Source organism: Pantoea sp. DY-5 (assembly GCF_019795955.1).
Taxonomy (GTDB): domain Bacteria; phylum Pseudomonadota; class Gammaproteobacteria; order Enterobacterales; family Enterobacteriaceae; genus Pantoea; species Pantoea leporis.
In genome coordinates this window covers 161,422-174,609 of record NZ_JAIMIE010000006.1, presented here as the reverse complement: position 1 = coordinate 174,609, position 13,188 = coordinate 161,422, and the positions used below count along the sequence as shown (strand labels likewise).

General features: G+C 56.9%; 12 protein-coding genes. 9 read left to right on the top strand and 3 right to left on the bottom strand.

Annotated elements, in window-relative coordinates:
• The first annotated feature begins 70 nt into the window (after positions 1-70).
• A complete protein-coding gene (locus tag K5Y30_RS19355) occupies positions 71-1,141 on the top strand; it encodes an ABC transporter substrate-binding protein (protein WP_222212934.1) in 1,071 nt (356 codons plus the stop codon).
• Positions 1,110-1,838, top strand: a complete 729-nt coding sequence (locus K5Y30_RS19350) for a substrate-binding domain-containing protein (RefSeq protein ID WP_222212932.1) — start codon at positions 1,110-1,112, stop codon at positions 1,836-1,838. Before K5Y30_RS19355 ends, K5Y30_RS19350 begins: the two co-directional genes overlap by 32 nt.
• Here the strand turns inward: K5Y30_RS19350 and K5Y30_RS19345 are convergent.
• Together K5Y30_RS19345 and K5Y30_RS19340 are read right to left on the bottom strand one after the other, a co-directional pair.
• On the bottom strand, positions 1,825-3,150 hold the full coding sequence (locus tag K5Y30_RS19345; protein WP_255606725.1) for a hypothetical protein: 1,326 nt from the start codon (positions 3,148-3,150) through the stop codon (positions 1,825-1,827). The genes K5Y30_RS19350 and K5Y30_RS19345 overlap by 14 nt on opposite strands.
• A 168-nt stretch (positions 3,151-3,318) precedes the next feature.
• Positions 3,319-4,107 carry a sulfite exporter TauE/SafE family protein gene (locus tag K5Y30_RS19340; RefSeq protein ID WP_222212928.1) on the bottom strand — a complete coding sequence of 263 codons (789 nt, stop codon included), beginning with the start codon at positions 4,105-4,107 and terminating at the stop codon, positions 3,319-3,321.
• Between the two features lie 117 nt (positions 4,108-4,224).
• Here K5Y30_RS19340 and K5Y30_RS19335 point away from each other — a divergent pair, with 117 nt between their 5' ends.
• Positions 4,225-4,995 carry a helix-turn-helix transcriptional regulator gene (locus K5Y30_RS19335; RefSeq protein WP_222183456.1) on the top strand — a complete coding sequence of 257 codons (771 nt, stop codon included), beginning with the start codon at positions 4,225-4,227 and terminating at the stop codon, positions 4,993-4,995.
• Between the two features lie 121 nt (positions 4,996-5,116).
• Here the strand turns inward: K5Y30_RS19335 and K5Y30_RS19330 are convergent, their stop codons facing one another.
• Positions 5,117-5,995 (bottom strand): LysR family transcriptional regulator, encoded by an 879-nt coding sequence (locus K5Y30_RS19330; RefSeq protein WP_222183458.1) that lies wholly within the window; start codon positions 5,993-5,995, stop codon positions 5,117-5,119.
• A gap of 122 nt (positions 5,996-6,117) precedes the next feature.
• Between K5Y30_RS19330 and K5Y30_RS19325 the strand changes: the two genes are divergently transcribed.
• The 6 genes from K5Y30_RS19325 (at position 6,118) to K5Y30_RS19300 (ending at position 13,140) form a co-directional block, all read left to right on the top strand.
• A complete protein-coding gene (locus K5Y30_RS19325) occupies positions 6,118-6,969 on the top strand; it encodes a Vmh family MBL fold metallo-hydrolase (RefSeq protein WP_222212926.1) in 852 nt (283 codons plus the stop codon).
• 337 nt (positions 6,970-7,306) lie between these two features.
• On the top strand, positions 7,307-8,845 hold the full coding sequence (locus K5Y30_RS19320) for an ABC transporter substrate-binding protein (RefSeq protein ID WP_255606724.1): 1,539 nt from the start codon (positions 7,307-7,309) through the stop codon (positions 8,843-8,845).
• Complete coding sequence (locus tag K5Y30_RS19315; protein WP_222183461.1) at positions 8,842-9,567, top strand: aspartate/glutamate racemase family protein; 726 nt, start codon at positions 8,842-8,844, stop codon at positions 9,565-9,567. The genes K5Y30_RS19320 and K5Y30_RS19315 overlap by 4 nt, the downstream gene beginning before the upstream one ends.
• Positions 9,567-10,601 carry an ABC transporter permease gene (locus K5Y30_RS19310; protein ID WP_255606723.1) on the top strand — a complete coding sequence of 345 codons (1,035 nt, stop codon included), beginning with the start codon at positions 9,567-9,569 and terminating at the stop codon, positions 10,599-10,601. Before K5Y30_RS19315 ends, K5Y30_RS19310 begins: the two co-directional genes overlap by 1 nt.
• Positions 10,598-11,464, top strand: a complete 867-nt coding sequence (locus K5Y30_RS19305) for an ABC transporter permease (protein WP_222212922.1) — start codon at positions 10,598-10,600, stop codon at positions 11,462-11,464. Before K5Y30_RS19310 ends, K5Y30_RS19305 begins: the two co-directional genes overlap by 4 nt.
• Positions 11,464-13,140 carry an ABC transporter ATP-binding protein gene (locus tag K5Y30_RS19300; protein ID WP_222212920.1) on the top strand — a complete coding sequence of 559 codons (1,677 nt, stop codon included), beginning with the start codon at positions 11,464-11,466 and terminating at the stop codon, positions 13,138-13,140. The genes K5Y30_RS19305 and K5Y30_RS19300 overlap by 1 nt, the downstream gene beginning before the upstream one ends.
• Positions 13,141-13,188: the final 48 nt, after the last annotated feature.

Genomic DNA, 13,188 nt, shown 5'->3' with positions numbered 1-13,188 from the left:
CATGAAAAGGTCATATCCCGCTCCACACAATCGCTATATACTCCGATGCATATCGCATTTAGGAGCGACTATGCACATCTCTTTTAACCGGATTATTATCGCCGGTCTGCTCACTTTTACCTCTTTACACAGCTATGCCAGCCGCGTGGTGACCGATCAGATTGGTCGTCAGGTGACGATTCCCGACAACATCGATCGCGTGGTGGTGCTACAACATCAAACTCTGAACCTGCTGGTGCAGCTCAACTCCACCGATAAAATTGTCGGTATCCTGGCGAACTGGCAACAGCAGCTGGGCGAAGGTTATGCGCAGCTGGTGCCGGAACTCACGCACAAAGCGATGCTGGGTGATTTAACGCATGTCGATTTGGAGCGGCTGGTGGCGCTGCATCCGCAAGTGGTGTTTGTCACCAACTATGCGCCGAAGGAGATGATCGACCAGATTTCTGCCTTGGGCATTCCGGTGCTGGCGATCTCACTGCGTCACGATGATCCCGGTCAGCAAGGCAAAATCAATCCCAGCATGCAGAACGAAGATCAGGCCTACGATCTCGGTATTAAGGAAGGCATCACGCTGATAGGCAAGGTAGTTAATAAGCCAAAGCAGGCGCAGGAGCTGATTGATGCCGCGTTTGCCGGCCGCAAAATCGTCAGCGACCGTCTGAAAAATCTGCCCGATCAGCAGCGCGTGCGCGCCTATATGGCGAATCCCGACCTCACCACTTACGGCTCGGGCAAATACACCGGCTTGATGATGGCGCATGCGGGCGCATTCAATGTCGCTGCCGCGACCGTACAGGGTTTCAAACAGGTCAGCATGGAACAGGTTGTGGCATGGAATCCGCAGGTGATTTTTGTGCAGGATCGTTATCCAAATGTGGTGCAGGAAATCCAGCAAGATGCGCGCTGGCAAACCATTAATGCAGTGAAAAATCATCAGGTGTGGCTAATGCCGGAATACGCCAAAGCCTGGGGCTATCCGATGCCGGAAGCGATTGGCCTCGGCGAACTGTGGATGGCGAAAAAGCTCTATCCGGAACAATTCCGCGACATCGACATGCAACAACAAGCTGATCGCTGGTATCAGCGCTTTTACCGGACGCACTATCATGACAACGCTGAAGATTCTGGCAGCCGGTAGTTTGCGCGCGGCGTGGCCGGATGTGGTGGCGGCATTTACCTCGCTCTCCGGCATCGCGGTGAACACCGATTTTGGTCCGGCGGGCATGCTGCGCCAGCGTATTGAGGCGGGCGAACCGTGCGACTTTTTTGCATCTGCAAATCGACTGCATCCTGAAGCGCTGTTGCAGCAACGATGCGCAACAGAAGTGGGATTATTTGCCGCCAACTCGCTGTGCCTGACGGTTAAGCGTGACGTTGTCACGCATGATGATGACTGGTTAGCGCTGCTTTGTCGGAATAATTTACGCTTAGCCACTTCGACGCCGCTAAGCGATCCTTCGGGCGATTACACCTGGCAACTGTTTGAAAATATTGAGCAACGTCATCCGGGATTGGGAAGCACGTTGAAAGCCAAAGCGCGCACCTTGGTTGGCGGCCCGAATAGTGTAACAGTGCCCGCCGGTAAGCTGGCGGCGCAGTGGCTAATCGAACAGCAGCACGCGGATATGTTTATCGGCTACGCCAGCTATGCGCCGCGTTTGCGTGGCTGCCCACAACTTGAGGTGTTGGATATCCCTGCGCCTTATAACGTGCAGGCCAGATACGGCTGGGCATGCTGCTCTGAAGTCGCACAGCCCTTCGCGGCATTTCTCTCTTCAGTCACGGCGCAGACCATCTTGCGCTTACACGGTTTTGCATCGGTTACGGATCCGTAGCCGAACGCTTATTACTGAGCTGATGCTGAAGCCAACTCATTGCCCTTTTATAACGGCTAAAGCGCTGTGCTGGCGCCAAAACCTGGCGCAGTAGCAGGCAATAATCCATCACCAATCCCGGCGTCCAGGTCATGCCTTCGGCGCGGCTGCGCACCAGGCTTAACAGCCAGAAGTCGGGATTGAACAGCACCCATAACCCTTGCAAGCCTCGCTCACCGAGTAGACCTTCGGTTGCGACATCCAGCGCCTGAATCACACTGGTTGAACAGTTACGTGACGTCAGGTTGTAGCGCGTATCGTGGGCGTTGCTGAGCCAGAAATTGCGTAGCGCCTGCTGATTGTAGTGTGGCAACGTCAGGCGTTTGTCAGGCCGACACCAAGCCTTGATCTCTTTCTCCAGTGAAAGCAGGTAGCAACCTTCCACATCAAACTCCTCTTTCGCGCGCAACGTTTTCAGAAAGCCGCAAAAATCGCGGGAAACGTCATCCGCAGGATAGAGGCTGATGTAAATCTCTTCGCCCATCTCCAGCGAAGTATGGCCGGTAGAGACTTCGCCGCGATGGTCAATTGCCGCCACCCAGCGATCAAACCACGGACGGCGTCCTGCCACATCACCCGAACCTACCGGCGTCCAGATGTAAACGTTAAGCGGCGTGCTCACCGCATGCTGACTCAGCGGCGGATGCACATACCCTAATCCGTGAGGCGCACGCAAACCGGAACGCGTAAACAGCGGCAATGCGGTGACGCTGGTGTTGACGGGCAAGGCGTGGATTTGTGCTGTCATCATTAACAGATTGATACCCCAACCCAACAGCAACAGGGCAAAACAGAGCGGCACAATGGCATGCGGTGATAACGGCCAGCTGGTGGCAATCATCACGCTGAACACCAGTTCGGTACAGCCAAGCGTTAATTTGCGCGTCCAGCGCCGACAGCGCATCAGGCAACATGAGATGATGCGGAATCCGCCATCGAGTAAAAACACCGCTGCGAATGCCAGTGAAAGGCAAACGCCGCTGTCGTGGGGGGCAAGAAACACCAGCGCGCCAAACATTAGCAATACGGTCGATTTCAGCAGTGACGGCCAGGCGATACCGGCAGGCGCATAGAACGCATTCAGCGCCTCCGCTCCGGCTTCTAACGTGAGAAACATCCCTAATAGCTGCAAGGGAAATGAAACCGTTCCATGTTGCAGCAGATCCATTACGATCCCGGCACTTGCCCCGACACACATCACACCTAACGCGGCGAGATACGGCCAGCCGGATCTCAGTGCCGGCCCACCCATCAGCAGAAACAGTAATCGCAACAAATGAACACTCCAGCGCTTAACTCAAAGCTCAGTACGCTCTGTAGACGCGGGCAATCTGCAGGAGTTCAGCGATCGCCCTCTAATTCTGACTTCGTTTACTGATGGTTGTAACAATGAAGGCAATGTACGTGGCGAAGCTTAGAATTGGCTTAACGATCGCTTTTTTTAAACTGCGATAGCCACCAGCACCATGCACAACAGCAGCACATAGATACGCGCATGCCAGACATCGGGCACCGCCGGAATACAGCGGCGGGCAAAAAGAAACCCTAAAAATCCAGCGACCACCAGCAGCAACAATATCTTCAGGCTGATAAAACCGAGATAACCGCTGGCGGGAATCTGCTGCCAGCCGCTGATGGCGTACGTCGTAGCACCCAAAATGGCCACCGGCAGCGACAGCGGATTGGCCGCGCTGACGCAGTCGCGCATGGCATAGCCATGACGACGCAGCAGCGGCACGGTCATCACGCTGCCGCCGACGCCGAGCATCGCAGCAATAACACCAATCATTGTGCCGCCCACGCTGGCGGTTAGGCGCGACAACCTTCGCGGTGCCGCGCGGCTGAAGAAACCTTTGCGCAGCAGGCAATCGGCGATGGTTACCACCATGTAAACCATAAACAGCCTGCGCACCCACGTATCGCTGATCATGCCTGCCAGCCAGGATCCAATCACCGCACCCAGCGCGATAAACCTGATTAGCGGCAGCAAAATGTCTGTATGCAATTTGCCCGCCCGCCAGTTTTGATAGCTGGCCCAACCGGCGTTGAAAATCATCACCGCCGTTGAGGTCGCCACCGCGATATGCATCGCCTGCGCCGCCAGTAATGGCTGCTGCGACAGCAGTTGATAGACAAACGGCACCACCACAAAACCACCGCCAAAGCCAAACAACACCGTGGTGATGCCGGTGGCAAACCCCGCCAGCCCAATTATTAACAGCTCGTTCATCGCCTTTCTCTACGTCATGAAAAGAGTGATGCAGCTTACGCAGCAACCTACCCGCTTCCCATTTGTGCAGCGCTCAATTACCCTTGCAAATCAGTCAATTTGCGGTGGATGCCGGGTATGCGTAATAGCCACATTGATAAATACGACAAGATTGATCGTGACGTGGTGGCGCTGGGGAATGACTATGCGCAGGGATTTGTGCTGCCAGCGCATCGCCATCGCCGCGCGCAGTTGCTGTATGGCGCGACGGGTTTGATGCACGTTTCGACCCAGGCGGGCGAATGGGTGGTTCCGCCGCAACATGCGGTGTGGATTCCGCCTGACACCGCGCACAGTGTGAAGTTTGTCGGCGTCTCAACGCGCAGTCTGTATATCGAGCCGGTTTGCGCGGCAGATTTGCGCGATAGCGATCGCTGCCGCGTCATCAGCGTCTCGCCGCTGCTGCGACAGCTATTGATTGAAGCCGTTGATTTACCGCTGTTATACGCATCGGATCGCGATCGATCGCTGGTGCAGTTGCTGCTGCTGGAGTTAGCGGCAATGCCTGTACGGGAATTTGATATTCCACTGCCGCAGCATCCGGCGCTGTTGGCGCAATGCCAGAACTTCTTGCAGGCGCCAACCATTCATGACGCGGCTGATCGCTGGGCCAGCGCACTGTTTATGAGCCTCAGCACCTTCCGCCGCCATTTCCTTCAGCAGACCGGTTTATCCTTCTCCGCCTGGCGACAACGCGCCTGCGTGGTAACGGCGCTGGCGCGGCTGGTGGCGGGCAAATCCGTCAACGACGTGGCGCTCTCGCTCGGCTATGACAGCAGTTCGGCCTTCTCCACCATGTTTCGCCGCGTAACCGGTCAGGTTCCGTCGTTCTATAGCGATCACAGCTGAGCAAAGTTTCACCACGTATTTGGCGATTTCAGGCTGAAAACCGGCTCTCTAAAGCTACCTTTACTTGCTTAACACACTGAATATGCTCTGATTACTTGCACACCAATTGCGTGTCGAACGTTTAGGCGGTTAACTGCTGTTGCACCGCATCGAGAAACGCCCGCAGCGCCGCCGGTTGCCGTTCCCGTGACATGTAGAGGCCATAGATCGCCAGCGTTTTTGGCTGATATGCCGGCAGCACGGTTTGCAGCTGTCCATTGTCGATGGCGTGGCGCGCTTCCATCTCCGGCACCATCGCTAAACCGCAACCGGCGACCGCCGCATCACACAACACCGACGAGATACCGGCGCTGAAATTGCCGTGTACCGCCGCTGAAATAGTTTCGCCCTGCGCATCGGAAAACTGCCAGCTCTGCCCGGCGAAACGGCTGTAATGCAGGCAGTTATACTGCGTAAGATCGGCAGGCGTTTGCGGCGCACCGCGCGCCTGCAAATAGTCTGGCGATGCGCACACTACCGAAACACACTCGCCTAAGCGGCGCGCAATGGCGCCAGATTCGGGATCGTCGGTAATCCGTACCGCCACATCAATGCGCTCGCCGATTAAACTCACCGGCTGATTGTTGATCTCCAGCTCGATGCGCACCGCCGGAAAACGGGCGAGAAATGCCGGAATCATCGGGCCAAGAATATGCGTGGCGGTGGAGTGCGCACAGGCGACGCGCAAGGTGCCGTGTGGTTCGCTATCCGCGCCCTGATCGGCAATCTCTTCAGCCAATCTCGCCAGCGCGCGCGATTTTTCGAGGATCTTCTCGCCAGCGGGCGTGATAGTTAGTTTGCGCGATGATCGGTGCAGTAAACGCGCACCGGCCCACTTCTCCATTTCATCCAGATAGCGGCTGACCATCGGCCGCGAAATATCCAGCGCACGCGCCGCAGCACTTAAGCTGCCTAGCTCGCAAATGCGGTTGAACACCGTTGACGCCGTGACTCTGTCCATGTTGGCTCCATCTGATCGTTTTATGAAACTGATCATATCCAGTTTCGGGAATTCTACCAGCCAGCAATTTCTCTACAATAAAGCCCTCAAAGACGGCAAGGTGCCGGATAAAGGAAAATTCGATGAAAATGAAAACGTTGACGCTGGCATTGGCCTTTGCCGCCCTGCCGGCCTTCGCTGCGCCGCTCAATTTAGAAGTGTATAACCCGCAGGAGAACGGCATTTTCCCGGTCTCTTCGACGCTGGTTTCTGGTCCGCACGAAGCGATACTGTTTGATGCGCAGTTCAGCACCAAAGACGGCGAGAAGCTGGTGCAGATGATCAAAGCCAGCGGCAAAAAGCTGACGCAGATCGTTATCACCTCTGGCGATCCTGACTTCTATTTTGGTCTGGAACCGATTGTAAAAGCGTTCCCTCAGGTGAAGATCGTGGCAACGCCGGAGGTGGTAAAACACATCGAAGCCAGCAAAGCCGCCAAGCTGGCGTATTGGGGTCCGCAGATGAAGGACGGCGCGCCAAAGCAGCTGTATGTTCCGCAGGTTACGCATGCCACCAGCTTTAAAGTCGACGGTGAAACGCTGGAACTGCGTCACGCCAATGATTACGCGGCTTACGTGTGGATCCCGGCGAATAAAGCGATTCTCGGCGGCACCGGCGTGGCTTCCGGCATTCACGTCTGGACTGCTGATACGCAAACGCCTGCCATTCGTCAGCAGTGGCGCAATGTGTTGAGCGAGATGCAAAAACTGCAGCCTAAGCAGGTGATTCCGGGGCATTATCTCGGCGAGCGCCCGACGGGTGATGCGGCAATTACGTTTACTTTGAACTATCTGCAAACCTTTGAGAAAGCGCTGCAGCAGCATAAAGGTTCGGCGCAGGTGATCGAAACCATGAAAGCCGCTTATCCGCATCTGCTGGAGGAGAGTTCGTTGGATTTGAGCGCCAAAGTGAATACCGGCGAGATGAAGTGGTAATTGATGTTCCAGTGAGTGAGGTCGCCATAAATGGCGACCCTACGAAAACCCGCACTAATCCGTTGTAGGGTCGCCATTTATGGCGACCGTTCGAAAACCCGTACCAATCCGTTGTAAGGTCGCCATTTATGGCGACCGTTATTCCAACCCGCACTAAACCCAACCTCCGCAAATATCCATATTCCAGCAATCCAAAGCCATTTTAGTTAATAGGAAAAACAGAATTCGCCTGTTAATTTCCCTGAGCCTGCATCGTTACTGATTATTCTCACAAAGGGTTATTACAATGAATTCATTACGGCTATTAGGTCGAATTTTATTATTTACACTATTGGGAATGCTTGTAATTAATTCTGCTAACGCAGAAATGCCGCAAAAAGGCGGTACGCTGACGCTGATTTTGCCAAGCGAACCTTCGGCGCTGGTGGCGCTGGCAACCGTGGCACAGCCGGTAATTGCTGCCAGCGCCAAGGTCAACGAAGGCCTGCTCACCTACGATTACAACCTCAAGCCGCTGCCGCAGCTGGCGACTTCATGGGAGATCAGCCCGGACGGTAAACGTTATACTTTCCATCTGCGTCAAGGCGTGAAGTGGCATGACGGCCAGCCCTTTACCTCAGCCGATGTGGCGTTCTCGATTGATTTATTAAAGAAAACTCACCCGCGTGCGAAATCGACTTTCGCCAACGTCGCCAGCATCGAAACGCCGGATGCGTTGACCGCCGTGCTGATATTAAGCCATCCCGCGCCCTATTTAATTACCGCTTTTGCGGCCGGTGAAACGCCAATTCTGCCGAAACATATTTATGAAAACAGCGATGTTTTGAAGAATCCCAATAATAATGCACCGATTGGCACCGGGCCTTATATTTTCGAAAAGTGGGAGCGCGGCAGCTATATCCTTTATAAGCGCAACCCGAATTACTGGGATGCACCAAAACCGTATATCGATCAATTGGTAGTGAAGTTCTCGACCGATCCCACCGTGCGATCTCTCGCGCTGCAAACCGGCCAGGCTGATATCGGCTATCGCACGCCGGTGGCGCTCAGCGAGCTGAAGCGTTTGCAGGAAAATCCAAAGCTGGTATTTGAAACCAAAGGGAATAATTACTCCTACAGCGTGGCTTCGATTCACTTCAATCTGGATGATCCGCTGTTCAAAGATTTGCGCGTACGTCAGGCGATTGCGCATGCCATCAACCGCCAAGCGTTGCTCAACGTGGTCTATTTCGGTTATGCCACGCCAACCGAAACGCCGGTCGCGCCAGGCCTGAAAGCTTTCCACAGCAACAAACTTTCGCCGTATCAGTACGATCTGGCGGCCGCCAATAAACTGTTGGACGAGACGGGCTACAAGAAAGGCGATGATGGCGTGCGTCTGCGCGTCACGCTTGATTACAACACCTTTGACGATACCTTCCGTCGCAACGCCGAGTTTGTGCGTTCGGCGCTGGCGCGCATCGGTATCGCCGCCACGCTGCGTTCGCAGGACTTGTCAACCTACGCCACGCGCGTCTTTACCCAGCGTGACTTCCAGTTCTCCATCGATCAGTACGCCAATCTCTACGATCCTACCGTCGGCGTGCAGCGTCTTTACTGGTCGAAGAACTACCGCCCGGGCGTGCCGTTTACCAATATTTCCCATTACCAGAATGCTGAGGTTGATCGCCTGCTCGAAGCGGCTCAAACCGAGAATGACAACAGTAAACGTCTGCAAGAGTTCCAGCAGTTCCAGGATATCGTGCAGCGTGACGTGCCGGATGTGAATCTCGCCTCACCGCAGTTCATCACCATCAGCAACAAACGCGTGCACGATCACTCGCCAACCGCCGATGGCCTCGAAGGCAATTTATCCAGCGTATGGGTGGAAAAATGAGTCGCGCCGCTTACCAGCCCGCCACCATTGGTATTCTGATGGTGAAAACCGCGTTTCGCCGCTATCAGGGCGATATTGGCAATCCGCAAACCTGGCCGTTCCCGGTACGTTATCAGGTGGTGGAAGAAGCCATCCCGCAGCGCATGGGACATCTCGGCGAACATCAATTGCTGGAACCGTTTAAGCGTGCGGCGCAGATCCTTATCGATCAAGGCGTCGATGGCTTGACCACCAGCTGCGGCTACTTATCGTGGTATCAGCAAGAGCTGGCGGCTTGGTCGCCGGTGCCGATTGTCACCAGCAGCTTGTTGCAATATGTCAGCCTGCGGCAAATTTTGCCTGCCGAAAAACCGCCGCTGATCCTCACTTTTGATGAGAGCACACTGAAAGCCGATTACCTGACGCGCGTCGGCATTCCCGCCGATGCCCAGGTTGCCGGCATGCCGCCCGAGTCAGAATTTGTGCGCTCGATTCGCACCGGTGACAGCAGCGTCAACTGGGAAACACTCGCCTACGAAGTGCTTGCGGCGACTGCTGCCGCGCTACAACGCTTCCCCAACAGCGGCGCGCTGCTGCTGGAGTGCACCAATCTGGCGCCGTTTAGCGCCCTGCTGCAACAGCGCTTTGGCTTGCCGGTTTACGACACGCTGACGCTGGTGAACAGCTTCCAGGCCGCGCTGCGCCCGTCGCACTGGGATCGAGGTGCGCAATGGACCCTTTGATGTCACGCAGCCATGCGGCGGAGCAGAAACCTGCGTTGCCGCTGTCGCGCACCAGCAAGCGCGTGCTGTACGCGCTGCGCAGTGCGCTGATTCAGGCGGTGCCCGCCGCGCTCGGCATTGTGCTGGTGGTGTTCGTGCTACTGCAACTGGTGCCGGGCGATGTGGTGGATGTGATGGCGAGCCAGTCGGGCAGCGCGTCGGCAGAAACCATGGCGTGGCTGCGTGCCGAGTACGGGCTGGATCAGCCGGTGCTGACGCAGTTCTGGAACTATTTATGGCATCTGGCGCACTTCAGCCTCGGCTATTCGCCGCGCTTTGGCACCGATGTCACGTCGCTGATTGTTGGGCGCTTGCCTGACACGCTGCTGCTGATGCTGTTGGCGCAAGCGGTGGCGCTGCTGGTCGGCATCGGGTTTGGTGTGATCATGGCGGTGTGGGCCAATAAATGGCCGGATCGCCTGTTAACGATGGTCAATCTGCTGCTCTATTCGCTACCGGGATTCTGGATCGGCTTGCTGGTGCTGCTGCTGTTTTCCGTGCAGTTGAACTGGCTGCCCAGCGGCGGCAATCAAACCATTGGCGCGAATTTGTCCGGCGGCGGCGCGCTGCTGGATAAACTGCGCCACGCGGTGTTGCCGGTGCTGGCGCTGAGCAGCTACTTCATCGCTATCTATGCGCGCCTTACGCGCAGCGCTCTGCTTGACGTCGCCGATGAGGATTTTATCCGCACCGCGCACGCCAAAGGCTTAGCGCCGTGGCGCATCGTGTCACGCCACATGCTGCGCTGCGCCCTAACGCCGGTGACCACCGTTGCCGGGCTCTACTTTGGCAACCTGCTCGGCGGCGCAGCGGTGATTGAAACTGTGTTCAGCTGGCCGGGATTGGGCAGCCTGGCGATGGAAGCGATCATCGCGCGCGACTTCAACGTGGTGCTGGGTATTTTGCTGTTGTCGGCCTTTATGGTGGTGATCGTTAACGTGCTGGTCGATCTGCTGCAAAGCCTGATCGATCCGCGCATGGAGGGCCGCGCATGAAGAGCTTAGCGTTACATTCCTCACCAGTGCGGCCGCGCTGGCATCGTCTGTTTCGTTCGCTTGAAGCGATGGTCGGCAGCGTGCTGCTGGCCGCCGTGCTGCTGATGGCGTTGCTCGCCGATTGGCTATTCCCCGGCGATCCGCTGGAGATGATCGCGCAGCCTTTTCTCTGGCCCGGCGATGACGCGCAATTCCCGCTCGGCACCGATTCGCTCGGGCGCGACGTGGCCGCCGGGATTTTCCACGGGGCGCGCGTCTCACTGCAAATCGGCGCGACGGCGGTGCTGGTAAGCCTGGTCATCGGCCTGCTTGCCGGAGCCAGCGCCGGCTATTTCGGCGGCAAAACCGACCGCATCGTCACGCGCATCAGCGAGCTGTTTCAAACCTTTCCGGCGTTTCTGCTGGTGGTGGTGTTAGTGGCGATCGGTCATCCCACGGTGAATTACATCGCCTGCGCCATTGGCGTAGCGAGCTGGCCGATGATTGCGCGGCTGGTGCGCGCCGAATGTCGTCTGCTGCGCCATCAGGAGTTTGTACTGGCCGCGCAAACGCTCGGTTATAGCCCGCTGCGGATTCTGCTGCGTGAGCTACTGCCCAATTTGCTGCCGACGCTGATCGTCACACTGTCGGTGATGATGGCGAGCGCCATTCTCACTGAATCCTCGCTGGGTTTTCTCGGCTTCAGCGATCCCAATCGCATCAGTTGGGGCGGCATGATTGGCGATGGTCGACAATCGCTGCAAAACGCCTGGTTCCTCGCGGTGCTGCCCGGTAGCGCACTGGCCGCCACCATTCTGGCGTTGAATCTGCTGGGCGACGCGCTGAATGACTGGCTCAATCCCCGCCGCAAAGGAGCAGCATAATGAGCGCGATTCTCGAGTTCCGTCACTTTAGTGCGCATTTCGGCGATCGCCATGCGGTGCAGGATCTAGATCTCAGCTTGCAGCCCGGCGAAATGCTGGCGCTGGTGGGCGAATCCGGCAGCGGTAAATCGATCACCGCGCTTGCCGCGCTGCGCCTGACACCATCAGCCGCCACGCTCGCCGGAGAAATCCGTTATCAGGGTCTGGATTTACTGGCGCAGCCGGAAGCGACGCTGCGCCGTTTGCGTGGCAAATCCATCGCCATGATCTTTCAGGATCCGATGACGTCACTCAATCCGGTGCTTACTGTCGGCCAGCAACTTGCCGAAACCGTGCAGCTGCATCTTGGGCTGCCTGCGCGGGAAGCGCGTCAGCGCGCGATTGCTTTGCTGGAGCAGGTGAATATTCCCCACGCGCTGCAACGTATTGATGATTATCCGCACCATTTTTCCGGCGGGCAGCGCCAGCGCATTATGATTGCCATGGCGATTGCCTGCGAGCCGCAGCTGCTGATTGCCGATGAACCAACCACCGCGCTGGATGCCACAGTGCAAAAACAGATCCTCGAACTGCTGGATCGCCTGCGCCATCAACTCGGCATGAGCGTTCTGTTTATCACCCACGATTTAGGACTGGTGGAGCAATACGCCGATCGCGTGGCCGTGCTATATCGCGGAATCAAAGTCGAGGAGAGCAGCAAAGCCGCGCTGTTCGCTCAGCCGCAGCATCCTTACACGCGTGGCTTGCTGGCCGCCTCGCTGCACGCTGGCGAAACGCCGCATTATCGCCAGCGACGCTTGACGGAGATCGTGCATCATCCGGATGGACCGCCGCGCCTGATGACGCCGGAGGCGTTAGCGCTGCCGGAGATTGATGCGCAATCTGCCCCGCTGCTGTCGCTGGATCAGCTGCATTTTCGTTATCCCGCGATGCCGCCGGGCAGCGCCTCGGTACGCGGTGTGTCGCTGCATATCCGACAAGGTGAAACGCTTGGATTGGTAGGCGAATCGGGCTGCGGGAAATCCACGCTATCGCGCCTGATCCTCGGCCTGCTGAAACCCGACGGCGGCGAGATTCAGTTTGCCGGGCAGCGCATCGATCACCTGCGCAACGGCCAGCGCGCGCTGCTGCGTCCGCGTATCCAGATGATTTTTCAGGATCCGTTTTCGTCGCTTAATCCACGTCACTCGGTGGAGGAGATTTTGCGCACGCCGCTGCGTGTACACGGACGCGGATCACGTGCTGAGCAGCAGCGCGCGGTGCGTGACATCCTTGATCAGGTGGGTTTGCCGGAGCATGCGTTGCAACGCTATCCGCACGAGTTTTCCGGCGGCCAGCGCCAGCGCATCGGCATTGCGCGCGCGCTGATTCTCGATCCTGATTTGCTGATTTGTGATGAGCCGGTGTCGGCGCTGGATGTGTCGGTGCAGGCGCAGATCCTCAATTTGCTGGTGAGCCTGAAGCAGCAGCGCAATCTTTCGCTGCTGTTTATCTCGCACGATCTGGCGGTGGTGCGTTACATCGCCGACCGCGTGATGGTGATGTATCAGGGCGAGATGGTGGAGCAAGGCGATCATCAGCAGATTTGGCAGCGCCCGGTGCATGCGTATACCCAACAGTTGCTGGCGTCGGTGCGTAAGCCTGCGGTTCAGTCGCTGATGACGGGAACGGGTTAACTTTGCGGTCACTATAAATGGCGACCATCATCCCAGAAGGAAATCCAG

Excerpts from the sequence above, each read along its gene's own strand:
- K5Y30_RS19355 (WP_222212934.1), top strand. The coding sequence starts at position 71 with ATGCACATCTCTTTTAACCGGATTATTATCGCCGGTCTGCTCACTTTT.
- K5Y30_RS19350 (WP_222212932.1), top strand. The coding sequence starts at position 1,110 with ATGACAACGCTGAAGATTCTGGCAGCCGGTAGTTTGCGCGCGGCGTGG.
- K5Y30_RS19340 (WP_222212928.1), bottom strand. The coding sequence starts at position 4,107 with ATGAACGAGCTGTTAATAATTGGGCTGGCGGGGTTTGCCACCGGCATC.
- K5Y30_RS19335 (WP_222183456.1), top strand. The coding sequence starts at position 4,225 with ATGCGTAATAGCCACATTGATAAATACGACAAGATTGATCGTGACGTG.
- K5Y30_RS19330 (WP_222183458.1), bottom strand. The coding sequence starts at position 5,995 with ATGGACAGAGTCACGGCGTCAACGGTGTTCAACCGCATTTGCGAGCTA.
- K5Y30_RS19325 (WP_222212926.1), top strand. The coding sequence starts at position 6,118 with ATGAAAATGAAAACGTTGACGCTGGCATTGGCCTTTGCCGCCCTGCCG.
- K5Y30_RS19320 (WP_255606724.1), top strand. The coding sequence starts at position 7,307 with ATGCTTGTAATTAATTCTGCTAACGCAGAAATGCCGCAAAAAGGCGGT.
- K5Y30_RS19315 (WP_222183461.1), top strand. The coding sequence starts at position 8,842 with ATGAGTCGCGCCGCTTACCAGCCCGCCACCATTGGTATTCTGATGGTG.
- K5Y30_RS19310 (WP_255606723.1), top strand. The coding sequence starts at position 9,567 with ATGTCACGCAGCCATGCGGCGGAGCAGAAACCTGCGTTGCCGCTGTCG.
- K5Y30_RS19305 (WP_222212922.1), top strand. The coding sequence starts at position 10,598 with ATGAAGAGCTTAGCGTTACATTCCTCACCAGTGCGGCCGCGCTGGCAT.
- K5Y30_RS19300 (WP_222212920.1), top strand. The coding sequence starts at position 11,464 with ATGAGCGCGATTCTCGAGTTCCGTCACTTTAGTGCGCATTTCGGCGAT.